The 23,662-nt window shown below is 36.1% G+C and carries 22 protein-coding genes and 6 pseudogenes; 19 read left to right on the forward strand and 9 right to left on the reverse strand.

Features of this window, described 5'->3' with window-relative positions; genetic code table 11:
* Positions 1 to 109 precede the first annotated feature (109 nt).
* From N7U66_RS09150 to N7U66_RS09160, 3 genes are all read right to left on the reverse strand, one after another.
* Complete coding sequence (locus tag N7U66_RS09150; RefSeq protein ID WP_267678243.1) at positions 110 to 835, reverse strand: SDR family oxidoreductase; 726 nt, start codon at positions 833 to 835, stop codon at positions 110 to 112.
* 91 nt (positions 836 to 926) lie between these two features.
* Positions 927 to 1,217, reverse strand: coding sequence for a DUF4136 domain-containing protein (locus N7U66_RS09155; RefSeq protein WP_390886649.1), 291 nt, complete (start codon positions 1,215 to 1,217; stop codon positions 927 to 929).
* The gene (locus N7U66_RS09160) at positions 1,201 to 1,449 is read right to left on the reverse strand and encodes a DUF4136 domain-containing protein (RefSeq protein WP_267678245.1); all 249 of its coding nucleotides are present in this window, start codon (positions 1,447 to 1,449) and stop codon (positions 1,201 to 1,203) included. Before N7U66_RS09160 ends, N7U66_RS09155 begins: the two co-directional genes overlap by 17 nt.
* Positions 1,450 to 1,664: 215 nt before the next feature.
* On the opposite strand from N7U66_RS09160, the gene N7U66_RS09165 reads away from it, so the two are divergent.
* Positions 1,665 to 2,441 (forward strand): NYN domain-containing protein, encoded by a 777-nt coding sequence (locus tag N7U66_RS09165; RefSeq protein WP_267678246.1) that lies wholly within the window; start codon positions 1,665 to 1,667, stop codon positions 2,439 to 2,441.
* Between the two features lie 94 nt (positions 2,442 to 2,535).
* On the opposite strand, the pseudogene obgE reads toward N7U66_RS09165, so the two are convergent.
* A pseudogene (gene obgE, locus N7U66_RS09170) lies at positions 2,536 to 3,531 on the reverse strand (GTPase ObgE).
* A 180-nt stretch (positions 3,532 to 3,711) separates the two neighbouring features.
* Positions 3,712 to 4,821 (reverse strand): adenylate kinase, encoded by a 1,110-nt coding sequence (locus tag N7U66_RS09175; RefSeq protein ID WP_267678247.1) that lies wholly within the window; start codon positions 4,819 to 4,821, stop codon positions 3,712 to 3,714.
* A 121-nt stretch (positions 4,822 to 4,942) separates the two neighbouring features.
* Between N7U66_RS09175 and N7U66_RS09180 the strand changes: the two genes are divergently transcribed.
* From N7U66_RS09180 to N7U66_RS09230, 10 genes and pseudogenes are all read left to right on the forward strand, one after another.
* Entirely contained in the window at positions 4,943 to 6,097 is a 1,155-nt protein-coding gene (locus N7U66_RS09180; RefSeq protein ID WP_267678248.1) for a 5-(carboxyamino)imidazole ribonucleotide synthase, read from the forward strand.
* Between the two features lie 6 nt (positions 6,098 to 6,103).
* A complete protein-coding gene (purE, locus tag N7U66_RS09185) occupies positions 6,104 to 6,589 on the forward strand; it encodes a 5-(carboxyamino)imidazole ribonucleotide mutase (RefSeq protein ID WP_267678249.1) in 486 nt (161 codons plus the stop codon).
* Between the two features lie 358 nt (positions 6,590 to 6,947).
* Positions 6,948 to 8,987: pseudogene (locus N7U66_RS09190) on the forward strand (M3 family metallopeptidase).
* 137 nt (positions 8,988 to 9,124) lie between these two features.
* The gene (locus tag N7U66_RS09195; RefSeq protein ID WP_267678250.1) at positions 9,125 to 9,628 is read left to right on the forward strand and encodes a GbsR/MarR family transcriptional regulator; all 504 of its coding nucleotides are present in this window, start codon (positions 9,125 to 9,127) and stop codon (positions 9,626 to 9,628) included.
* Between the two features lie 78 nt (positions 9,629 to 9,706).
* Positions 9,707 to 10,582, forward strand: a complete 876-nt coding sequence (locus N7U66_RS09200) for a methyltransferase domain-containing protein (protein WP_267678251.1) — start codon at positions 9,707 to 9,709, stop codon at positions 10,580 to 10,582.
* Positions 10,583 to 10,613: 31 nt separating this feature from the next.
* Positions 10,614 to 10,988 (forward strand): DoxX-like family protein, encoded by a 375-nt coding sequence (locus N7U66_RS09205; protein WP_267678252.1) that lies wholly within the window; start codon positions 10,614 to 10,616, stop codon positions 10,986 to 10,988.
* A gap of 4 nt (positions 10,989 to 10,992) precedes the next feature.
* Positions 10,993 to 11,730: pseudogene (locus tag N7U66_RS09210) on the forward strand (DUF2071 domain-containing protein).
* 165 nt (positions 11,731 to 11,895) lie between these two features.
* A complete protein-coding gene (locus N7U66_RS09215) occupies positions 11,896 to 12,474 on the forward strand; it encodes a methyltransferase domain-containing protein (protein WP_267678253.1) in 579 nt (192 codons plus the stop codon).
* 459 nt (positions 12,475 to 12,933) lie between these two features.
* Positions 12,934 to 13,488: a sigma-70 family RNA polymerase sigma factor gene (locus N7U66_RS09225; RefSeq protein WP_267678254.1), complete on the forward strand. Its 555-nt coding sequence runs from the start codon at positions 12,934 to 12,936 to the stop codon at positions 13,486 to 13,488.
* Between the two features lie 3 nt (positions 13,489 to 13,491).
* Positions 13,492 to 13,689 (forward strand): glycine dehydrogenase, encoded by a 198-nt coding sequence (locus tag N7U66_RS09230; protein ID WP_267678255.1) that lies wholly within the window; start codon positions 13,492 to 13,494, stop codon positions 13,687 to 13,689.
* A 25-nt stretch (positions 13,690 to 13,714) separates the two neighbouring features.
* On the opposite strand, the gene N7U66_RS09235 is transcribed toward N7U66_RS09230, so the two are convergent.
* Positions 13,715 to 14,557 carry a UbiA prenyltransferase family protein gene (locus N7U66_RS09235; protein ID WP_267678256.1) on the reverse strand — a complete coding sequence of 281 codons (843 nt, stop codon included), beginning with the start codon at positions 14,555 to 14,557 and terminating at the stop codon, positions 13,715 to 13,717.
* A gap of 121 nt (positions 14,558 to 14,678) precedes the next feature.
* Here N7U66_RS09235 and gcvP point away from each other — a divergent pair.
* The 6 genes and pseudogenes from gcvP to N7U66_RS21660 all read left to right on the forward strand — a co-directional run bounded on the left by gcvP (position 14,679) and on the right by N7U66_RS21660 (position 20,171).
* Positions 14,679 to 17,527: pseudogene (gene gcvP, locus N7U66_RS09240) on the forward strand (aminomethyl-transferring glycine dehydrogenase).
* A gap of 102 nt (positions 17,528 to 17,629) precedes the next feature.
* A pseudogene (locus tag N7U66_RS09245) lies at positions 17,630 to 18,689 on the forward strand (3-oxoacyl-ACP synthase III family protein).
* An 11-nt stretch (positions 18,690 to 18,700) separates the two neighbouring features.
* Positions 18,701 to 19,227: pseudogene (locus tag N7U66_RS09250) on the forward strand (methyltransferase).
* Positions 19,228 to 19,317: 90 nt separating this feature from the next.
* Positions 19,318 to 19,464: a glycosyltransferase family 2 protein gene (locus N7U66_RS21650; protein WP_313791485.1), complete on the forward strand. Its 147-nt coding sequence runs from the start codon at positions 19,318 to 19,320 to the stop codon at positions 19,462 to 19,464.
* Positions 19,442 to 19,663: a hypothetical protein gene (locus N7U66_RS21655; RefSeq protein ID WP_313791486.1), complete on the forward strand. Its 222-nt coding sequence runs from the start codon at positions 19,442 to 19,444 to the stop codon at positions 19,661 to 19,663. The genes N7U66_RS21650 and N7U66_RS21655 overlap by 23 nt, the downstream gene beginning before the upstream one ends.
* Positions 19,656 to 20,171, forward strand: coding sequence for a hypothetical protein (locus N7U66_RS21660; RefSeq protein ID WP_313791487.1), 516 nt, complete (start codon positions 19,656 to 19,658; stop codon positions 20,169 to 20,171). Before N7U66_RS21655 ends, N7U66_RS21660 begins: the two co-directional genes overlap by 8 nt.
* Before the next feature lie 104 nt (positions 20,172 to 20,275).
* Here the strand turns inward: N7U66_RS21660 and N7U66_RS09260 are convergent, their stop codons facing one another.
* The 3 genes from N7U66_RS09260 to N7U66_RS09270 all read right to left on the reverse strand — a co-directional run bounded on the left by N7U66_RS09260 (position 20,276) and on the right by N7U66_RS09270 (position 22,404).
* Positions 20,276 to 21,019, reverse strand: coding sequence for a DNA/RNA non-specific endonuclease (locus N7U66_RS09260; protein ID WP_313791488.1), 744 nt, complete (start codon positions 21,017 to 21,019; stop codon positions 20,276 to 20,278).
* Positions 21,019 to 21,705 (reverse strand): tetratricopeptide repeat protein, encoded by a 687-nt coding sequence (locus N7U66_RS09265; RefSeq protein ID WP_267678257.1) that lies wholly within the window; start codon positions 21,703 to 21,705, stop codon positions 21,019 to 21,021. The genes N7U66_RS09260 and N7U66_RS09265 overlap by 1 nt, the downstream gene beginning before the upstream one ends.
* A 135-nt stretch (positions 21,706 to 21,840) precedes the next feature.
* Positions 21,841 to 22,404, reverse strand: coding sequence for an RNA polymerase sigma factor (locus N7U66_RS09270; protein ID WP_267678258.1), 564 nt, complete (start codon positions 22,402 to 22,404; stop codon positions 21,841 to 21,843).
* Between the two features lie 99 nt (positions 22,405 to 22,503).
* On the opposite strand from N7U66_RS09270, the gene N7U66_RS09275 reads away from it, so the two are divergent.
* On the forward strand, positions 22,504 to 23,100 hold the full coding sequence (locus N7U66_RS09275) for a hypothetical protein (RefSeq protein ID WP_267678259.1): 597 nt from the start codon (positions 22,504 to 22,506) through the stop codon (positions 23,098 to 23,100).
* A 21-nt stretch (positions 23,101 to 23,121) separates the two neighbouring features.
* Positions 23,122 to 23,571, forward strand: a complete 450-nt coding sequence (locus N7U66_RS09280; protein WP_267678260.1) for a tetratricopeptide repeat protein — start codon at positions 23,122 to 23,124, stop codon at positions 23,569 to 23,571.
* Positions 23,572 to 23,662 lie beyond the last annotated feature (91 nt).

Genomic DNA, 23,662 nt, shown 5'->3' on the forward strand with positions numbered 1-23,662 from the left:
GAATTAGTAGGATACAAAAAAGCTGAAGTTGAACCTGTCGTTCTATAACTTCAGCTTTTTTTATTCATTCCTGTAAGATCTTTTATATGATTTAAACATCATTAATAGATTACTTACTGGGTGGTAATGTTGGTCTTACTTCAATTTTACTTGGTAACGTTCTTGGATTCATTTTTATTAAGTCAACAACCAATTCACCAATATCTTCAATTTGAATTTTCCAGGCATCTTTATCGCTAGGATCATTGCCGTTAAAATGGGTAGCTACAGAGCCCGGCATGATGGTACTCACTTTTATATCATATTGTCGTAGATCTAACATAACGGCTTGGGTAAAGCCCGTAACACCAAACTTACTAGCGTTGTACGCCGAACCGCCTGCAAAAAAATTAGTTCCAGCCAAACTCGATATTGTAATAAAATAACCCTTCGTTTTTTTCAACGCAGCGACACTAGCCTTTATAGAATTAAATACCCCCGTTAAATTGGTATCGATGACTTCATGCCATTGCTTTGAGGTGATGTCCTCAATATTCCCAAAATGGCCTAAGCCTGCATTGGCAATAACAATATCTAATTGTCCGAAAGCATCCACCACCTGCTTTACAGCATCCTGTTGGCTTTCTAGATCCCGCACATCAGCCATAATACCAAGCGCTTTTGCGTCCGTAACACATGCGTTTTTTAATGCCTTTGCGGCGGCCTCTGCATCTGCTGTGCTCCGACTAGTAATAGCAACATGAATCCCTTGCGCCATTAGTGCTTGAGCCGTACCAAATCCTATCCCTTTTGTTCCACCTGTTATTAGCGCAACTTTATTATTAAGCGTATTCATAAGCGTTTCATTTTTCAGTTATACTCAAAGTTACGAAACAGGGCAGTATCCCCTTTGTTTTAAACTGTTAGAAAAATGATAAAATTGTATTTTATTTCTTAGGTGGATAGCTTTTCAAAATCTTTTCCACTATTGCTTCTATCTTCGCTTGTCTACTTTCGGGTGTTGCATTCGAATTAAAACGACTCTCGCTTTTTGCCAGCCAAAAGACGCCCGCTTTAGAATCGTCTACAAATTCCACTACAATTTCTCTACTTACATTCGCTTGACCCATGGGAATACCAACAGATATACCTCCACCAACACCTCGGTTTCCGCCTCCCAATCCTACACCAACAGTATTTCTTTGACTGTCGTGGTATTCATTACTTTTTACATCGATTAAAAAATGCTGGTGTTTCCGATTTTTCTAATCCTATGCTATTCAATTTGGCTTCTAAAGCAGCGATAAAACGTTTTTCATCTAAGCCTGTAAAACCCGTTTCCATGTCATCATAGAAATTATAAGACTTGTAGTCTGAAAACTGGGTGGATTTCTCATAATCATATGTGACATAGATAGGAGCACATGATACAATACAAAGAAATAGCAGAACGTTTCTTAACATTTTCATAGTTTCAATTTTATATAAAAATAACGAAAATTGTCTCAATTAGTATTGAGGTTGAGGCCATCAAACTTAATTTTAACTTTTTCCTATGATTAATTGAAAGGGAAGTTAACTAAGATGAATACTATTGAATACTCTCGAGGATCATCTTTAAAAGTTAAACAGAATCTAGAATTTTAATTACTTTATCGTAATTTTACATAAACGAATACATAACTATGGAATTAAAACTTGCAGTGTTAATTGATGGAGATAATATACCCTCAGCCTATTTAAAAGAAATGATGGAGGAAATCGCTAAATACGGGAATCCAACCATCAAAAGAATTTATGGCGATTGGACCAAGCCACATCTCACTAAATGGAAAAACATACTTCTTGAAAACGCCATTACACCCATTCAACAATATGGCTACACTACAGGCAAAAATGCAACAGATTCTGCGATGATTATTGATGCTATGGACATCTTATATTCTGAAAAAGTCAATGGTTTTTGTTTAGTCTCTAGTGATAGTGATTTTACACGTTTAGCAACAAGGCTTCGTGAAGCTGGAATGCAAGTGTTTGGTATTGGAGAAAAGAAAACACCCAACCCCTTTATTGTAGCCTGCGACAAGTTTATTTATATTGAAATACTTAAAAACCAAAATCAAAATGATGCGTTAGAATCTAATGAAAATATAACCGCTTCAAAAAATACGGTTGACAAAATCACACCGCAAGTGATTAAATTAATCTCTAGTACCATATCAGATTTAGAAGATGATGATGGGTGGGCCTTTTTAGGCGATGTTGGTAGTCTGTTACAAAAAAAGCAACCTAATTTTGATTCCGGAAATTTTGGCTTTCAAAAATTGACCCCTTTAATAAGTTCAATTAACGCCTTTGAAATTGATAAACGTGAAAATGCAAAAGGGCGCTTTAAGTTGGTTTACGTAAGAATTAAAGAAGCCCCCGCTCCAAAGTCTAAAGACTCCAAAAAAAGAAAGTAAGGCATTAGCTCAACTTAGGGCTACACCATTTATAAAAGAAAAAAGCTCTTAATTAAATTAAGAGCTTTTTTTCTATAAACCTATTAGGATCATTTTAATTTAAGGCCTTCCAAAGTGCATCTTTCAATTCTGTTAAGCCTTGTTGCGCAACAGATGATATTAAGAAATATGGAATAGGTAGCTCGTTGTCTAATTGTTCGCTTAGTTCTGCCTTAAGTTCATCGTCCAGCATATCACACTTAGAAACGGCAATTAATCGGTCTTTATCCAACATTTCTCGGATTGTAACGACGTAACTCATCTAATAAAATATCGTATTGTTTTTTAATATCTGGTGCATCTGCAGGAATTAAAAACAATAAAATTGAATTACGTTCAATATGCCTTAAAAAGTAATATCCAAGACCTTTACCTTCTGCAGCACCTTCTATAATTCCAGGGATATCTGCCATCACAAAGGTTTGAAATTCACGATATTTTACAATACCCAAATTAGGCTTTAAAGTTGTAAACTCATAATCTGCAATTTTTGGTTTTGCTGAAGTAAGTACCGATAACAGCGTTGACTTTCCTGCATTAGGAAACCCTACCAAACCAACATCGGCCAAAATTTTAAGCTCTAAAATGATATCTTTTTCTTCTAATGGAATACCTGGTTGTGCGTAACGGGGTGTTTGATTCGTAGAGGTTTTAAAATGCCAATTTCCTCGACCGCCTTTTCCGCCTTCTACTACAATACGCTCTTCTCCTTCTTCTGTGATTTCAAAAAGAATGTCATTGGTTTCTGTATCACGCACCACAGTACCTAATGGCACATCCACATACATGTCTTCACCATCTGCTCCGAACTTCTTCCACTACTACCATGTTCTCCATGTCCCGCACGAATATGACGCTTAAATTTTAAATGTAATAATGTCCAAAGGTTAGAGTTACCTCGCAAAATCACGTGTCCTCCACGTCCTCCATCTCCACCATCTGGACCACCTTTTGTGATGTATTTTTCACGGTGTAAATGCGTAGATCCTTTTCCTCCTTTTCCGGAAGATACGTGCATTTTTACGTAGTCAACGAAGTTGCCTTCAGTCATTATTTCCTATTTATTAATTAAACTTATATTGTTCATTTAAAGCGTATTCATTTCATTGGAGTAAACTGCCCACCTATATATTTCAACGCCTTGTGAATTGAAAATCTTTAATTTTTTAGTAAATCGGGCGCTGCAATCTTATGAATACAACCTAACTTGTTATTTCTTATTATATAAGAATTATAATTTATCGATAGTACTGCACAAGCGTTTTGTTATCGCTTCAATACTACCAAAACCATCAACACCAAAATATTTGTTTTGATCAGAATAATAGTCTTTTAATATTGCTGTTTTAGTGTAGTACTCTTTAATTCGATTTCTAATGATGGTCTCATCGGCGTCATCGGCTCTCCCACTAGATTTCCCACGTTCTAAAAGGCGTTCCACCAAAACTTCATCGGCAACCTCTAAAGCGATCATGGCATTAATTTGAGAGTCTTTCCTTTGCATTAATTGGTCAAGCGCTTTAGCTTGAGTATTGGTTCTTGGAAACCCATCAAATATAAACCCTTTAGCACCCGCATTTTTTTCCACTTCTGCCTCTAACATATCTATCGTCACTTGATCGGGCACCAACTGACCTTTATCCATAAATGATTTCGCTAATAATCCTAAAGCCGTTTCGTTTTTTATATTAAATCTAAAAACATCTCCTGTAGAAATATGTACAAGATTATACTTCTCCTTTAAAAAATTAGCTTGCGTACCTTTACCTGCTCCTGGAGGACCAAATAATACTAAATTTGTCATGTGTTGTGTTGTTTTTATTTGATATACTGCTGGTAAATCACGTCCCAATCCATCGTAGTCTAAACCGTAACCCACAATAAATTTATCAGGTATTTCTATTCCAACATAATGTAATTTAAAATCTTTTTTATAAGCTTCAGGCTTGTAAAACAAAGTAGCAATAAGCAATTGCTTTACTTTTTCATTTTTAAATATGCGATGGACTTCGTGTAGTGTTTTTCCTGTGTCGATAATATCTTCTAGAATCACTACCGTTCTATTACTTAAGTCTTGTGTTAAACCAATTAATCTCTGAATATCCTCAGTAGACTTAACCCCTTCATAAGAGGCTAGTTTAATAAAAGTGACCTCACATGGCTTGGGATATTTTTTTACAAAATCGCTTACCAACATAAACGACCCGTTTAAGATACCAACAAACACTGGTATTTCGTCACCTAAGTCATTCGCAACTTCTGCTGCCATCCTCGTAACAACATCTTCTATTTCTTCTTCCGAAATAAAAGGCTTAAAGTATTTATCGTGAAGCTTTATCATGGCTTATTTTTATGAAAGTCGCAAAGATACGTATTTGTTAAACGATAAGCGATTTTCATACGAAATTTATGGCATTCTTTTCATTTTAAAATGTATTTTTGTGCGAAACCAAACTGTACTGATGAATTACTTTTCTTCACAATTTAAACTAGGTATTTTAGGTGGTGGTCAATTAGGCAAGATGCTGCTTAACGTTACTCGTAAATTTGATATTACAACGCATGTCTTAGATGCTAATGAAGAAGCGCCTTGTAGGATTGCTTGTAACCAATTCACCAAAGGTGATTTGATGGATTTTGAAACGGTTTATAATTTTGGAAAACAAGTAGATGTACTCACCTTTGAAATTGAGAATGTTAATGTAGATGCCCTTGAAAAGTTAGAAAAAGAAGGCATTAAAGTCTACCCCTCTTCAAGAAATTTAAGGGTGATTCAAAATAAAGCGAAACAGAAATTATTTTACTTAGATCATAATCTTCCCACTTCAAATTTTTCCCGTTTTGCTTATGCTTCAGAAATAGAAGATGCTGTTTTAAACGGCGGACTAGAATTTCCCTTTGTCCGGAAAAGCGCACAATTTGGGTATGATGGTAATGGGGTTAAAGTGGTGCGCTCCTTAGCCGATTTAAAAGGATTACCGCCAGGAGAATGTATTGCTGAGGCGCTTATTGATTTTAAAAATGAATTGGCTGTTATTGTGGCAAGAAGCCTCAATGGTGAAATAAAAACCTACCCCGTGGTAGAGATGGAATTCCATCCTGAAGCAAATCAAGTGGAATATGTTATCTGTCCCGCCAGGATTTCGGCTGAAGTCGCAAAAAAAGCACAAGAGGTCGCTTTACAGGTCTCTCAGGCTTTTAATCATGTGGGATTATTAGCGGTAGAATTATTTCAAACTAAAAACGACGACATTTTAATTAATGAAGTTGCACCTAGACCACATAACTCAGGACATCAAACCATTGAAGCGAGTTACACCTCTCAATTCGAACAACACATCCGTGCCATTTTAAACTTACCTTTAGGTCAAACAGAGAACAAAGTGGGTGGCATTATGGTTAATCTGGTTGGTGCCGAAGGCTATACAGGTGATGTTATTTATGAAAATATTGCAGAGATCATGAAAATGGAAGGGGTAACACCACATATTTATGGTAAAAAGCAAACCCGTCCTTTTCGTAAAATGGGCCATGTAACGATTGTCCATGAAGATTTAAATACCGCAAGACAAATTGCAGAGGACGTTAAGAATACCATTAAAGTGATAAGTAAATAAAAAAATATGAGTAAAGTAGGCGTAATCATGGGAAGTGATAGTGATCTTCCTATCATGCAAGAAGCGATTGATATTTTAAAAGGGTTCGATATTGAAGTAGAAGTTGATATTGTATCGGCTCACAGAACACCTGAAAAATTATACGATTATAGTAAAAACGCACATACACGAGGCATTAGGGTCATTATAGCAGGCGCAGGTGGTGCGGCACACTTACCAGGTATGGTTGCTTCTATGTCTCCGCTTCCTGTTATTGGAGTCCCTGTAAAAAGCAGAAATTCTATAGACGGTTGGGATTCTATATTGTCAATCTTACAAATGCCTGGTGGGGTTCCAGTGGCCACGGTAGCTCTAGACGGCGCAAAAAACGCTGGTATTTTAGCCGCTCAAATTATTGGTACAAGCGACACTTGTGTTTTAGACAAAATATTAGTTTACAAAGAAGGCTTAAAAATAAAAGTGGAAGCCGCTGCAAAAAATCTTAAACGTTAAGTACCATAAAAAAGAGTGGTCTATTAAATTTCTAATGACCACGACACTTTATTGAAAGGCGTTTTAGTCAGATCTTAAAACTTAGCCTGATTTTTTAAATAACGATCAGTAGTGTGTCTTTTCATGCTGTGATTAAAATTTTAGAGAAAAACGGAACACACATAATGGACTTTAGAAATGGAGTAATTCTATTATGAAAAAAGCCCCAAATAAATTTGAGGCTTTTCATCGCTATTAATCAATGATTTTTAAAGAGTAACCAACTCGAGTAAAAATCAGGGCTAAACTAAATAATAATTGCATTTTGATAAAATAATTATTGAAAGATTTAACTTACAAAAAAATTACATTCTTATAAATGAATACATTAACAACAAACTTTTCGACGAAATACACTTCAGCACCATTCGTTCATATACAAGACAGTGACTTTAAGCCTGCCATTACCGAACTTATTCAAAAAACAAAGGAGGAAATTGATACCATTGTTAATAATACTGAAGCGCCAACTTTTAAAAACACCATAGAAGCTTTAGAATTTACTGGACAGCAATTAAATCGTGTAACCAGTATCTTTTTTAATTTGAATTCTGCAGAAACCAACGACGAGATACAAAAAATAGCACAGGAGGTGTCTCCTTTGCTGTCAGAGTTTGGTAATGATATTACTTTAAATGAAGCATTATTTAAAAGAGTAAAAGTTATTTATGACCAAAAAGACCAGTTAAACCTGAGTGCAGAACAAACCACATTATTAGATAAAAAATATAAAAGTTTTTCTAGAAATGGCGCTAACTTAAATGAGGGTGATAAAATAAAACTTCGCGAAATAGACAAGACATTAGCAAAATTAAAACTCACCTTCGGCGAAAACATTTTAGCCGAAACCAACAAATACGAACTTCATATCACCAACGAAGAGGCCTTGTCTCGGCTTACCCGACGGTGCCAAAGAAGCCGCTAAACAATTAGCAGAAAGTAAGGAGAAAGCGGGTTGGTTAATCACGTTAGACTACCCGAGTTATATTCCCTTCATGACCTATGCCGATCATCGTGAATTAAGAGAAGAACTCTCTAAAGCAGCAGGTAGCAAAGCCTTTAAGGGGGACGCTTTAGATAATCAACAAAATGTTTTAGATATTGCAAAATTACGTTATAATCGAGCGCAATTGTTAGGTTATAAAACGCATGCGCATTTTGTTTTAGAAGAGCGCATGGCAGAAACTCCTGAAAAAGTAGAGACGTTTTTAAATGAGCTATTGGAAAAAGCAAAACCTGCTGCCGAAAATGAATTTAAAACGTTACAGCGTTTCGCAAAAGACTTAGACGGCATTGATACCCTACAAAAATGGGATTCGGCGTATTATTCTGAAAAGTTAAAACAAAAATTATTTAGTCTGGATGATGAGCAATTAAAGCCTTATTTCAAATTAGAAAATGTTATTGCCGGTGCGTTTATGGTGGCAGAAAAACTGTTCAATTTACATTTTGAAGAAATAAGCAATATCGATAAATACCATGAGGAGGTTTTAACCTATAAAGTAACAAACGATACAGGTGATTTTATTTCCCTTTTTTATGCTGATTTTTTTCCAAGAAAAGGCAAACGTAATGGCGCTTGGATGACGTCTTATAAATCACAATCCATACAAAACGCTCAAAACGAAAGACCTCATGTCTCGATCGTATGCAACTTTACAAAACCCACTAAAACAAAGCCGTCACTTCTAACTTTTAATGAAGTGACCACCCTGTTTCATGAATTTGGCCATGCCTTACACGGGATGTTAGCCAACACCACCTACCCAAGTTTATCTCGGTACCAGTGTGTATTGGGATTTTGTAGAATTGCCTAGTCAGATCATGGAAAACTGGTGTTATGAAAAAGAAGCTTTAGAGTTGTTTGCCACGCATTACGAAACTGGAGCGGTCATCCCTATGGAGCTCATAGATAAAATTAAGGCGTCTGCTACCTTTCAACAAGGCATGCAAACGCTCCGTCAAATAAGTTTTGGGCTGTTAGATATGGCTTGGCACGGTACAAATCCAATAAATATTTCAGACGTAAAAACCTATGAAAAGGAAGCCTTTAATGACACAGAGCTATATCCGAGATATTCCAACCAGTTGTATGAGTACTGCTTTTGCGCACATTTTCCAGGGCGGCTATTCTTCCGGGTATTACAGTTACAAATGGGCAGAAGTTTTAGATGCAGATGCCTTTGACTATTTTAAACAAGAAGGGCTTTTTAATAAAGATGTAGCCAATAAGTTTAAAGACCACATCTTATCTCAAGGCGGAACCGAAAACCCTATGATTTTATACAAACGTTTTAGAGGTCAAGAACCTCAACCTGAAGCGTTACTGAAGCGTGCAGGATTGATAAAAAAGGAATAAACCACGAATATAAAATGCCATTCTGAAGGTCAACTAGCATCTCTGTGAGACTCTTTGTAATCCTTAGAATGGCTTTTTTACAAAATAAACTTTCAGTAATTACTGAAAGTTTAAAAATAATTAAGTATCTTCGCTGTATGGAATATCAAGAAGCCAAAGAAAAATTCATTAGTACTTGGGGAAGTTTAGGCTCCCTATGGGGGATTAATAAAGCCATGGCACAAATCCAGTCCTTACTTTTTATATCGACCAAACCCTTGTCTATGGAAGATATTATGGAAGACCTTAAGATCTCTCGAGGTAATACCAGTACAAATTTGAGACAATTGATGGATTGGGGTATTGTTACAAAAATATTAGTTCCTGGAGAACGTAAAGAATATTTTGCTACAGAAAAAGACGTACAAGAATTAGCTAGAATTATAGCCATAGAACGCAGTCGTCGCGAAATCAAACCCGTTATTAAAATTTTAGATGAAGTGTCTACCATTAAAGAGGATGGCACCGAAAAAACACGAGAACTCATTAAACAAACCAAAGCCCTACACGAATTAACAGAAACGATGGATGTTATGATTAATAAATTAGTAAACCAAAAACAAAACTGGCTCACCAAGTCTGTTCTAAAATTATTTAAATAAAAAAAATTTGATTTGTTCTTTCAATTATTTCTGAAAGTTCAAAACTTACCACATTAATAGATACAACCTAATAAAATTATGGAGTCAATAACCCTAAATCATCAAGAAAATTCTAGAGAAAATACCATAGAAATGGTAGACTTTTATAACGAAGCTACTGAAGACTATGCCTTCCGGAGTAAAGATTTAAATATGCATTTTGGCTATTACAGACCCTTTTTAAATAACCCGTTTAGAAGAAACACGATGCTCAATGAAATGAACCACCAGGTGCTTAAACGCTTAAACTTACCTAAGAACAAAGCGAGTCTTGTCGATTTAGGCTGTGGTGTTGGAGGTACCATGAGGTATGCCTTAAAAAAAATAAAAGGCATCACAACTTTTGGCGTTACGTTGTCTCCATTTCAAGTACAAAAAGGAAATGCATTATTAAAACATTTAAAAGGCAGTATTTTACTCGAAAACTATAACCACACCTCTTTTAAATCGAATACTTTTGACGGCGCATTAGCCATAGAAAGCTTTTGTCACTCCGGCCATGACAAACACTCTTTTAAAGAAGCCTATCGCATTTTAAAACCTAATGGCCGCTTTGTTATTGCCGATGCTTTTTTAAAAAAGGAAACCTCCAAGCTGTGCTATGGCTCAAAATATGCCTACAAGAAATTGTGTTCCCATTGGAGTCTAGAGCGTTTAGCCTCTATAGAAACCGTTAAAAAAGATCTTACTAATTTAGGTTTCAAAAACATTAAAGTGGAAGATGTTTCCTTTAGGGTTGCGCCATCTGTTTTACATGTGCCGTTTGCCATCACAGGCTTTATTTTGAAAAAGATATTTACCTTACAATCACTTAAACGCGAAAGTCTACATAATCTTAAGGGATCCTTTTATGCCTTATTATCGGGATTACATATGAAAAGCTTTGGGTACTATTTAATAAGTTGCACCAAATAGAATAACATCATGTCTAAAAAACGCAAAACCTATGAGACCCTCAAAAACGCATAACATTATAAATACAGGTATCGCAGCCGTGTGGCTAATTAATGGTCTTTTTTGTAAAGTGCTGCATTGGAGCCCTAGACATGAAGCAATAGTAAACCGTATATTGCACACAGATTATTCACGTGAGATTACAATTATTATTGGAGTCTCTGAGATAGTCATGGCACTATGGATAGTATCTCGCTATCAGTCAAAATGGAATGCCATCGCTCAAATTATTATTGTAGCATCTATGAATATCCTCGAATTTTTACTAGCTTCAGATTTACTCCTTTGGGGGAAACTAAATGCTGTATTTGCTTTGTTATTTATAATAATAGTATATTTCAATAACCTTCATAACAGACCTCATTAAAACCATGGTATCCTTTCTAAAAAATCATCCATTTGCAGTAGAAGCCTTTTTTGAAAGCTCCACGGTTTTAACTTTCGCGGTACCAAAAAAGCAATTAGAGCATCTCATTCCGAATGTTTGAGTTTAGACACTTTTCAAGACACCTGGGCTTTCGTTGCTGTTGCCATGGTTCAAACAAAAGACTTAAGACCAAAAGGATTCCCCAAGTTTATGGGTAACGCTTTTTTTCTTGTAGGCTATCGCATATTTGTTCGGTATACTAATACCGAAGGGAAACGGTTGAGAGGGTTATACATTTTAAAATCTGAAACAAATAAGAAGAAAATGGAGTATTTAGGCAATCTTTTTACGCACTATAATTATACCACGACAGATGTCGCTCAAATTGAAAATGAAAAGACGAAGCAACTCATTTCTGAACACTCAAAATTAAAAATAACCATTAATACAAAAAAAGACAACGTGACTCTACCTGAACAATCTCCATTCAAGGATTGGAAAGAAGCTAGAAGATTCGCAGGTCCGTTACCATTCACATTCACTTATAACGAAAAGACAAAGCACGTTTTAATTATAGAAGGGGTAAGACATAACTGGAAACCGAGAACCTATTCATGTGGTACATTACCATATTGAATTCTTAAATACATTACAGCTTAAAACCCCTGTTCTCGCAAACGCATTTGTAATAAAAAACATACCCTATTACTGGAAAAAAGGCAAAACAGAACCATGGACATAAAAAGAAAAAAAGGACAAGGCGTTTTAAACATTTTAAGCTTTAACAGGCATTTTTACATTATAGGCGTAAGTATATTAGCCCTAATAATTACAAGTCACATGTACTTCGAATGGTCCCACACACTTTTCTCGGATCACTCTAACTGCATTTCTTTATGGCCTCGTCATGCCATTAATTGTTTCTGCGTATGTCTATGATCTTTCCGGATATTATCATTTTAACTGGTTGCAATATTGTGAAGTATCAGATTATAAAACCCGGAAAATACTCAATATCAATGCAGGGTTTGATGAAACAAGTTTTATTATTAAAAACAAATTCCCACAATCTAATTTAAAAGTATTTGATTTTTACAACCCTAAAAAACACACAGAACCTGCTATAATAAGAGCTCGAAAAGTGAGCCTAGCCTACCCAAATACACAAGCTATAACGACCCTCCTTATTCCCCAAAAAGAAAAATCTGTAGATCTTATTTTTCTGCTATCTACTGCACATGAAATACGGTCGAATGAGGAAAAAATTCAGTTCCTAAAAGAATGTAAAAGAGTTTGCGCATCAAATGGAAAAGTAATCATGGTAGAACATTTACGAGATTTACCAAATTTTTTAGCCTTCTCTGTAGGTGTTACTCATTTTTTCTCGAAAAACACCTGGAACAACGCATTTAAAAGCGCTGGGTTTTCTAAGGCCAAAGAGACTAAATTCACACCCTTCATGTCTGTCTTTACTTATCAACTATAATTTTAATTACTCATGCTTATACATTTAAAAATAATTGGTGCTTTACAATAGGGCTTAGCCTTAACACACATAATATTCCCTAAATATTTTAATTGGAATGTAGAGCTTAAAACCATAAGCTTAGTGAACAGACAAATAATGACTGTTCACACCTTCTTTATTGCTTTGACGCTATTTCTTATTGGAGCACTCTGTTTTACTTCTGCATTAGATCTTATAAACACGAAACTAGGACACTCCATAACATTCGGTCTTGGTGTTTTTTGGAGCGTGAGATTATTTGTACAGTTTTTTGTCTATTCGCCTAAACTCCGGAAAGGAAAAACCTTTGAAACTATAATACATATTATCTTCTCACTGTTATGGCTATATTTCGCTAGTGTGTTTTTAATGATATATTTTAAATAGCATCAAAACAATTCATTTTTTCTTTACATTTGAGCAAACAATTGCAAACCAATGCCAGATCACAAAATAGATCCCAACCAGTGGATTTCTTTGTATTCAGATTACTTATTTAATTACACCGTGTCCCGTGTTAGTGATAGAGATATGGCGCAAGATTTGGTGTCTGAAACCTTCTTGGCGGGTTTAGGAGCCATGAAAAATTTTAAAGGGGAAGCCAGTGAACGCACTTGGCTCATTTCCATATTAAAACGAAAAATCATAGACTACTATCGCAAAATTAATTCTAACAAAGGCAGAGCCGAGGTAAGAATGCATTACAATAGCGCTACAGAAAGTGAAGGCGATTGGCTAGAAGAACGCGTGGCAGACCCCTTTGATAAAACAGCAGAAGACCACATTGAAAATTCTGAATTAGGTTTAGCGATTTACAATTGTTTAGAAAAGTTACCTACAAAACAAGCGCAAGTTTTCGAAATGAAAACCATTTTAAATTACGATACAGAAACCATTTGTAATGAACTGAATATTACAGCGTCTAACCTATGGGTAATCATTCATAGAGCACGAACGGCTATGGCTGGTTGCCTTGAAAAAAATTGGTTTTAAAAAATGAGTGACAAATTATTTCTTTCCTGCGATGAAGCGAGTCATACCTGTGATAAAGCGCAGTATAAAGAAGCGACATTATGGGGTAAAATGAAATTAAACATTCATCTCGTATATTGTGCTGCTTGCCGAAAATATGCCAAAAACAATGCGAAACTAACACGGTTAATAAAACGTAAACCGGTTACACTAGAACCGTGAAGCCAAAGCACAAATGCAAGACACTTTAAATAAGGAACTCGCAAAGCAGGACTATAAATAACCAAAGAATAGGTATACCTTCTACAAAAAAAGAACTGTAATACGCACTTCTTTCTTTATTTGAAAAAAGAACAAACAGTAGGGTCACTAATAAGACAACGAGGCGTTCTATAAGTTGACTCCCGATGAATTCATCTTTCAAAAATTCAGAAAAAAAGAAAAGCATTAATAACACTACTCCGATTATTTTTGTGCGCTTCACCCCTATTTTTTGAGGTATTGTAGACAATCTCAAACTGTCATATTTTAAATCTCGAATTTCAAAAGGAAGCATTAATACAACCACTAAAACAAACCGTTGAAAAGCAGTAACATATACCGCTGTATTCCATTCAAAATCATTATTAATCAAGGGCAAGAAAACCGTAACTCCTGTCCAAACCAACGCAATCACATACACTTTAAGTCCGCTTACATCACGTAAATTTTGCTGGCTATCTAAATAAAACCTTTTGGGAATAAACGGTATGGCATACAAAAGAGTAATGACCCCAAATCCTGCAATATAAGTCAGAGTCTTGAATGGTAATTGAACAGCATAATAACAGAGTAAAAGAAAACATAGCAATGAAAAAAGCTGAATCACTTTAAGGGTGTCGGTCAAACTTCTGTGATGAAATTTTGCAATCCCAAAATACTTTACAAAATTATAACCGGTTATTGTCGCATAAAATATAAAGTACAGCACGGTTTCATCATAAGAAATGTTGAAGTGCCTTAAGGTAATCCAACTCAGTGCATATACCGCTAAAGCAACGTGTATACTAGCGTTAATATAAAAATCGAAAAGCTGTTTAATCGTGCGCATTAAACAAAGTTAATCAAACTGTTAACAACCCTGTGCATTAGTTAAAAACTTTCAGTTTTTTAGGAAATATTACCTTAAGTTTTCAGTATTTTTGCGCAAATTTAACAGCAACACAACTACTATGAATACAAAGTCTTTCGCACTACGTCACATTGGCCCTCAGGAGAGCGACCAAAACAAGATGTTAAAAACACTTGGTGTAGACAGTATGGAACAGCTTATTTACGAAACAATTCCGAGACGACATTCGTTTAAAAAAAGATTTAAATTTAGACGTCGCCATGAGCGAATTTGAGTATTCGTCACACATAAACGAACTATCTAAACTTAATAAAATATACAAAACCTATATTGGTTTAGGTTACCACCCTACCATATTACCTGCAGTTATTCAGCGTAATGTGTTAGAAAACCCAGGTTGGTACACCGCTTACACCCCGTATCAAGCAGAAATTGCACAAGGCCGTCCGGAAGCGTTACTAAATTTCCGGACCATGATCACCGACTTAACGGGAATGGAGCTTGCTAATGCCTCTCTTTTAGATGAAAGTACGGCAGCAGCAGAAGCGATGAGCTTGTTATTTGCAGTGCGTGAACGCGAACAAAAGAAAGCTAATGTAAATAGGTTTTTTGTCGCTGAAACTATTTTGCCACAAACCTTATCATTACTTCAAACACGTGCTACGCCTATTGGAATCGAGTTGGTCATTGGTGATGAAACGGCGTTTGATTTTTCTTCTGATTTTTTTGGAGCCATTCTGCAATACCCAGGAAAAAACGGACAAGTTAGCGATATCAAAACATTCATAGCTAAAGCCAAGGCGGCTCAAATAAAAGTCGCTGTCGCTGCCGATATTTTAAGTTTAGTAAAACTGGAAGCTCCTGGGAAATTTGGTGCCGATGTGGTTGTTGGTACAACACAGCGTTTTGGAATACCTTTAGGTTATGGCGGACCACATGCCGCATATTTTGCTACAAGGGAAGCGTTTAAACGTGATATTCCTGGACGTATTATTGGGGTAACCAAAGATATGAATGGCAATCGAGCGCTTCGTATGGCTTTACAAACACGTGAGCAACACATAAAAAGAGATAAAGCGACTTCTAATATTTGTACCGCACAGGTTTTATTAGCCGTAATGGCTGGTATGTATGCGGTGTATCACGGTCCTAAAGGCTTGTTATTTATCGCTAACGAAGTACACAACACCGCTTCCACTCTAGCCAATGCTTTGGTGAAATTGGGTGTTGAGCAAATCAACACCTCGTTTTTCGATACCATTCAATTGAAAACCAATGCTCCGGTTATTAAAGCGTTCGCTGAAAAAGAAGAAGTCAATTTCAACTATCCTGATGACGAAACGGTAACCATTTCAGTAAATGAAACCACCACGCTCTCTGATGTTAATCAAATTATTTCCATTTTCGAAGAAGCTTTAGGGAAAGAGACCATCAGTATAGAAAATCTTTCAGAAACCAATAACATTTCTGAAACACTGCAACGTCAAACCGAATTTTTAACATTAGACGTTTTTAATACCTACCATTCTGAAACAGAATTGATGCGTTACATCAAATCTTTAGAACGTAAAGATTTATCCTTAAACCACTCCATGATTTCTTTAGGTTCATGTACCATGAAATTAAATGCTGCCGCAGAAATGCTGCCCTTAAGTTCTCCTAATTGGGGAAACATTCATCCCTTTGTACCTGTAGGACAGGCTCAAGGCTATCATAAGGTGTTACATGCTTTAGAAAACCAATTAACAGAAATTACTGGTTTTGCTGGAACTTCCCTACAACCCAATTCGGCGCGCAAGGAGAATATGCTGGTTTAATGGTTATTCGTGCGTATCATGAATCTCGTGGTGATCATCATAGAAACGTTTGCTTAATTCCATCATCGGCCCACGGTACCAATCCGGCAAGTGCTGTAATGGCTGGAATGAAAGTGGTTGTTACCAAAGCCAACGATGATGGCAATATTGATGTAGACGATTTAAGAGAAAAAGCAGAATTACATAAAGATAATTTAGCCGCTTTAATGGTTACTTATCCATCTACTCACGGTGTTTACGAATCTGCAATTAAAACCATCACGCAATTGATTCATGATAATGGTGGGCAAGTATACATGGACGGCGCGAATATGAATGCTCAAGTTGGGTTAACCAATCCTGGAAATATTGGAGCAGATGTTTGCCATTTAAACTTACACAAAACCTTTGCTATTCCTCATGGAGGTGGTGGTCCAGGTGTTGGTCCTATTTGCGTGGCAAAACAGTTGGTTCCTTTTTTACCAGGCAACCCTTTAATTAAAACAGGCGGAGAACAAGCCATTACAGCCATTTCTGCAGCGCCATTTGGTTCTGCTTTAGCCTGCTTGATCTCATACGGCTACATTAGAATGTTAGGTGTAAAAGGCCTTAAAAAATCTACTGAAGTCGCTATTTTAAATGCCAATTATATTAAACAGCGTTTACAAGGCTCTTTTGAAACCTTGTACTCGGAGAACGTGGTCGTGCCGCTCATGAAATGATTATCGATTGTAGACCGTTTAAAGAAAACGGCATTGAAGTGGTCGATATAGCAAAACGTTTAATGGATTATGGATTTCATTCCCCTACAGTATCCTTTCCTGTAGCTGGTACCATGATGATTGAACCTACAGAAAGTGAAAGCAAGACAGAAATGGATCGTTTTTGTGATGCCATGATTTCCATTAGAAAAGAAATTGCTCAAGCTTCAAAAGAGGATACAAATAATCCGTTAAAAAATGCACCTCATACCATGGCTATGGTCACTAGCGATGAATGGCTGTTACCTTATTCTCGTGAAAAAGCAGCATTCCCTTTAGCCTATGTACATGACAATAAATTTTGGCCTACAGTTCGTCGCGTAGACGATGCCTTTGGTGATAGAAATTTAATATGTACTTGTGCGCCAATTGAGGCCTATATGGACGCTTAATCAGCTTTTGAACATCGTAAAAAAAATCAACAATTAAATTGCCTTTAGTTTTAACTACTTATCTTAGCAAATAAAATAACTAAAGGCAATTTCTTTTTTTATATGAGTATTACAATTACAGGAACAGGAAGCTACATTCCTAAAGGTATTGAGAAGAATGAAGACTTTTACAGTCATAATTTTTTAAATGCGGATGGCTCCACCATAAACCATCCCAATGAAGTAATTATTGAAAAATTTAAAGCCATTACTGGAATTCAAGAAAGGCGCTATATAAAATCTGAGCTATTAAACTCTGACATCGCCTCCTACGCAGCAGAAAAAGCCATTGCTGACGCTAAGATTGATAAAGAAACAATTGATTACATTATTGTTGCCCATAATTATGGAGATGTAAAACACAACTCTGATCAAAGTGACACCGTACCAAGCATAGCCTCTCGAGTAAAACACTTGTTACAAATTAAAAACCCAAAATGTGTTGGATACGACTTGCTTTTTGGTTGTCCTGGCTGGATAGAAGGCGTTATACAGGCCAATGCATTCATTAAATCTGGTATCGCCAAACGTTGTTTGGTTATTGGTAGTGAAACACTATCGCGTGTCATAGACAAACACGATAGAGACTCTATGATTTATAGCGATGGCGCTGGAGCTGTTATTGTTGAACAAACGACTCAAGACGGTGGAATTATCGCTCACGAATCGGCAACTTTTGCATTAGACGAAGCGCATTTTATTTATTTTGGAGAGACCAATCATCCAGTAAATTGATAGCCAACGTCGTTATATAAAAATGTATGGTCGCAAGATCTATGAATTCGCACTCACCAATGTCCCGCTAGCTATAAAAGCGTGTTTAGAAAAAAGTGGTTATACCATACAGGATGTCAAAAAAATATTGATTCATCAAGCCAATGAAAAAATGGACGAAGCGATTGTAAAACGCTTTTACAAACTTCATAACATGCCAATGCCGGAAGGCGTCATGCCAATGACCATTAACAAGCTTGGGAATTCTAGTGTCGCAACCGTTCCTACACTGTACGATATGATTTTAAAAGGCAAGCTTGACAATCAAGAAATAAATACTGGTGATGTTATTATTTTTGCTAGCGTTGGTGCTGGCATGAATATTAATGCCATCGTTTACAAACATTAAAAAAACAGTTCTTGTACGAAGGAAAATTTCCACACAAAAGATACAAACTTACGTTTGAGTTTTTAGAAAAACACATTTCTAAAGAGGCCGAAATATTAGATTTAGGCGTCGTAAATCCATTTACAGCAGTCATGACGGATGCTGGGTTTAAAGTGACCAATACTTCGGTGAAGATTTGGATGTCGATACTTCCGCTATCGTTAATTCTAATGCAGATGTCGTTACGGCCTTCGAGATTTTTGAACATCTATTGTCTCCATTAACGGTTCTAAAATCTATAAAAGCAGATAAGCTAGTCGCGAGTATCCCCATGCGATTATGGTTTTCTCCTGCTTACCGGAGTAAAACCGACAAATGGGACCGCCATTTTCATGAATTTGAAGATTGGCAATTCGATTGGTTATTAGAGAAAGCAGGTTGGAAGATCATCGATTCTAAAAAATGGACCAATCCAACAAAAAAAATTGGGCTACGTCCTATTTTCAGATGGTTTACCCCGAGATATTATATTGTTTACGCAGAAAAAATTAAAGAATAATACGCCTCTATCTAGAGCATCGCCTCTCATTTGGATGGCCTTTCTGTATTAAATCGTTTAACTTTGAATTCTAAACTTTAATTTTAAACCTTGAACATTTACATCGTCATTCCTGCACATAACGAAGCGAATAGCATTGGCTTAATGCTTGACTCTTTAACACAACAAACCGTTTTGCCGCATAAGGTTTTGGTAGTAAATGACCATTCTACAGATGCAACCCGAGACTATAATTAATAGGTTTACTGCAGAAAATGAATGGCTAGACTCCATAGAAATTAAATCATCTCCGGCGCATGTTCCAGGTAGTAAAGTCATTAATGCTTTTTATAAAGGCGTAATAACCTTAGATGATCACTATGACATTATTTGCAAGTTTGATGCCGATATCATTCTACCGAGACAATTATATAGAACGATTAATCGCTATGTTTAAAGCAGATGACACCATTGGTATTGCTGGTGGATTAGCTTTTATTAAAAAAAACGGCACCTGGGTTTACGAAACGGTCGCTTCTAAAAATCACGTTCGGGGCCCATTTAAGGCTTATAGAAAAGCATGTTTTGAAGCTATCGGTGGATTAAAGCACAGTATTGGCTGGGATACCATCGATGTTCTATTAGCGCAATATCATGGGTGGAAAATAAAAACCGATTCTACTTTACACGTAAAACACTTAAAACCAACTGGACATGCTTACAATAAGAAGAGTCGGTATTTACAAGGTGAAGCGTTTTATAAAATGAGATACGGACTAGCCATCACCTTAATTTCAGCATTAAAAAAAGGGTTTAAAAACCGAAATATCAACACCGTTTTCAACGACTTAAAAGGCTATCTTCATGCCAAGCAAAGCCACATAGATTTTATAGTTACAGAAGAAGAAGGGCAATTTATTAGAAAATTACGTTGGGACACCATACTCAAAAAACTAGGGTTTTAGTAACCCCATGTTTCGCATACACAAAAAGAAGGAGGTATTTAATTAAAATTCCAATCGCTATAGTTCACTGAGGCCTCTAATTTGTTTTCAATAGCATCTTCTAACTACGGAAAAAAATCAATACCTGTTAGTGCTTCCACGGCATCTACAGACACCACGAAGTTGTTCAAAGACTTATTAGACTCTTGATGATTTATCAAAAAAGCAAGCAGTTTCGGTTGACCAGAGTTATGATCTATAAGCACTTTGTAAAACTGGTTTGGCACCGAAACTTTTTCATCGCCTATCGTTTTCATATCGCCTTTTAAAATCCCACCGGAAATCACAAACACCCCATCGTATTCCAACGCCCAGTCGCGCACTTGTTGTTCTAGCCTATTCCAAACACCCGCGTTAAACTCATGAGTTTGCGGACTAATATTACTCGTTAAAAAAGTTTCATTAAAAGCAAATTGGCTGTAAGCTCTATCTGCCGCAGGACATAAATGGCCACGATCATAACCCGAATTTTTATAATTCTGCCAATGGGCTGCTGTCGTTTTTACCGCTCTATCCACTTCAAAATAAGGCCGTTGAAAATTAGTTGGAGATAAATGTGATTGCTTTAGTTCATAAGCTACCCATTCTGCCTGTTCATGTGGCTCACTATAACTTAAACTATAGCCTTCATGATGTATAATTTGCCCCGTTGTACTTGTTGGCAAAAAGTATGCATTGGTGTTTGTTTTGGTTGAAGCGCCTTCAACCATTATTTTTCTTTCTATTTCTTTTTCAGAGTAGAGATTATAAGAATAAACAGCGATTAAAAGCAATGCTGCTAGTATGGAATACAGTGTTTTTTTAGACATTACTGCAATGCTTCTAGTATCTCTTTTGCTTTAGAATGCTTATAATACTCAGGATTAGTAGCTATAATTTCTAAGGTTTTTATAGCATTCTCTTTGTCACCCTTTTTAAAATAAACCAAGGCTTTATACCAATACCCTTTTGAGTGATCTAAGGTGTTAGAATCAATTATTTTCTGAAAATTTTCTAAAGCGGAAGTATAATTCTCAAGTTCCAACTGGGAAACTCCTAAATATAAAAGGGCGGTGATGCTGACTTCTTTGTTCGTATCTACGTAAGCACTAAAACGTGCTTCTGCTAATGGATAATCTTTGTTTGTAAAGGCATCTTCACCTTTAGACAATAGAACGGCATTCGTTTCACCTCGGGATACTAATGAAGGTAACTCATCCCAGTTACTGTTGTTGCTATAGACCTCGGTACTGGTTAAGCCACTGTCTTTAAATAAAATGCCAAAAAAGAGCACTAGGGCGGCGGCAATGGCTAATGCAAAGTATAATTGAGGCTTTTTATTAGAGACGCCTTTAGATTTTTCGTTCTTGAAATAGAGGTCGCCAGCACGTTGAATAACTTTTTTTTTATGCTGAAACTCTTTAGACTTCAATAAAGTCTCTAATGCATCTAACGCGTCATTGTTCTTATGTTCATCAATAAAATCCCAGCCGTCCTCACCATATTGCAAGCGCATTTTTTTATTGATGTTTACAAGGTCTGCAAGATCAGGGTTTTGGGCTATCTCGGCTTTCAAATGCAATCACTTGCTCAGCAGGCATGTCACCATTTAAGTAATCCTCAATGTGTAGGAGTATGTCTTCTGAAAAACTCATATTTCTTTTAATTCGTTAAATCTATTATCCTGTCTTATTATTTCGGTTAGCTTACTTTTACATTTAAAAACGCGCTGTCTCACAACGTTTTCATCATTATATTCTAACTCTATAGCAATATCTTTATAAGCCATTTTCTTAAAAAAACGGTCTAAAATTTGCTTACAATTTTCAGAAATTAATTCTAATTTTTCCTGAAAAAACTCCCATCGTTCTTGCTCCAATGATGACAAGGCTATCTCACGGGCTTCATTCTTTAGTTCCACAACACCATCAATTGTTACCTCTTGTTTTGATTTATTTAACTCCCTGCGCCACAAATTCTTGCAAACCGTAAATAAATAGGCTTCAAAACTAGAAGTAATGTCAAATGCCTCTTTGCGATAACGTACGGTTAATTGCAGTAACGCTTTTTGAAAAATGTCCTCGGCATCTGCCTGCTCCCCATTATTTTGCACAATAAATCGTTTTACATTAGGAAAACAGTTTTTATAAATATGCAGAATCTGTTCAGTATCATCATTTAGTAGTGCTTTAAGATAGGTAGATTGGTCTTTCATCGAATAGTATAGTGATTTGCAAAATATAATTTTATATTTGGCCGGGTAACAAATATAATTATTTCGACACATAAAAGTATAAACCTATATACAATAACAATGATAACAACAAGAAAAACAATTTTAGCCCTAGGATTATGCCTCGCATTCTTTTATAGTTGCTCTAATGACGACGCATTCCTTGAAGCGACTGAAGGTGCCACAATAACAAAAAGAACGCAAGCATCTATAACAGATAGTACAGCTCCAACACAAACAGCTCATCCTGAGATTTCTGATGATATAAAATCAAACACATCGGCAGAGCAAGCAGGAAAAACAGAAGAGTGGTTCAATGGTGGTGGTGATAATCCGGTTGGAGAAGACCCTGAATTTGTCGTACCAACTATGGATTTAATCGTTGAATTTAGAGACGGTATTACAGCAACGGAAAAGATGGACGCAAGAACGAGATACACAGCATACCTAGGTTTACTGAGCTATGTTACCTGTGGCGGCAGTCAAACCAACAAAGAAATCTGGACGCTAGATCAAGCCATTTATGAAGATGACACCATACCGTCACCTTGTACGAGTTGCCCACAAGGACCAAATTTTGGCGATCCTCTTGTAACAACAAAAAGCGACAGTACAGAAGAAGATCCGGATTTTAATAGAGTAAAAGTAAGCACAACTAGCAGTCCTTGTTTGGAATAATCATTTTAAAACAAATTATTATTGAGGCTATTAATTACGGTATCACTACTTCTGTTTTTTTTAAAAGCATCTTCACAACAGTCAAATAAAAACGTTGACAGTTTACTCAATGCTTATAAAATTAATAGTGAACTGAAAAATTATGCCACTTTAGCGCATGATGTTTCAGTTAAATATGGAAAAGCAGGTGACTTTGTAAAGGCGCTTAAATACGCATTGAAAGAAGTAAAATTCAAAAAACATTTACCAGTAGAAAGACAAAAAAACAGCCTGTTTAATCTCGGGCTGTTTTTTTATAAAAATCAGGCATATTCGAAGTCTATTGACGCTTATAACAAAGTGATTGATAGTTTTAGCAGTGACGAATTCACCTATAGAGCCTATTGTGAAAATGCAAGAAATTATGACAAATTAGGCGATTTTTATTTAGCAAGAAATTATTATAAAAAAGGGTTGTCACACCCGAAATAATAAAAACGACTCGTTTAGTTCGTTTATATTTAAACTATTTTGCAATTAACACTAAAATAGGGACTACTCAAAGTTTAAATGAAAACAACCA

It is taken from the genome of Lacinutrix neustonica (assembly GCF_026625145.1).
Lineage (GTDB): Bacteria > Bacteroidota > Bacteroidia > Flavobacteriales > Flavobacteriaceae > Lacinutrix > Lacinutrix neustonica.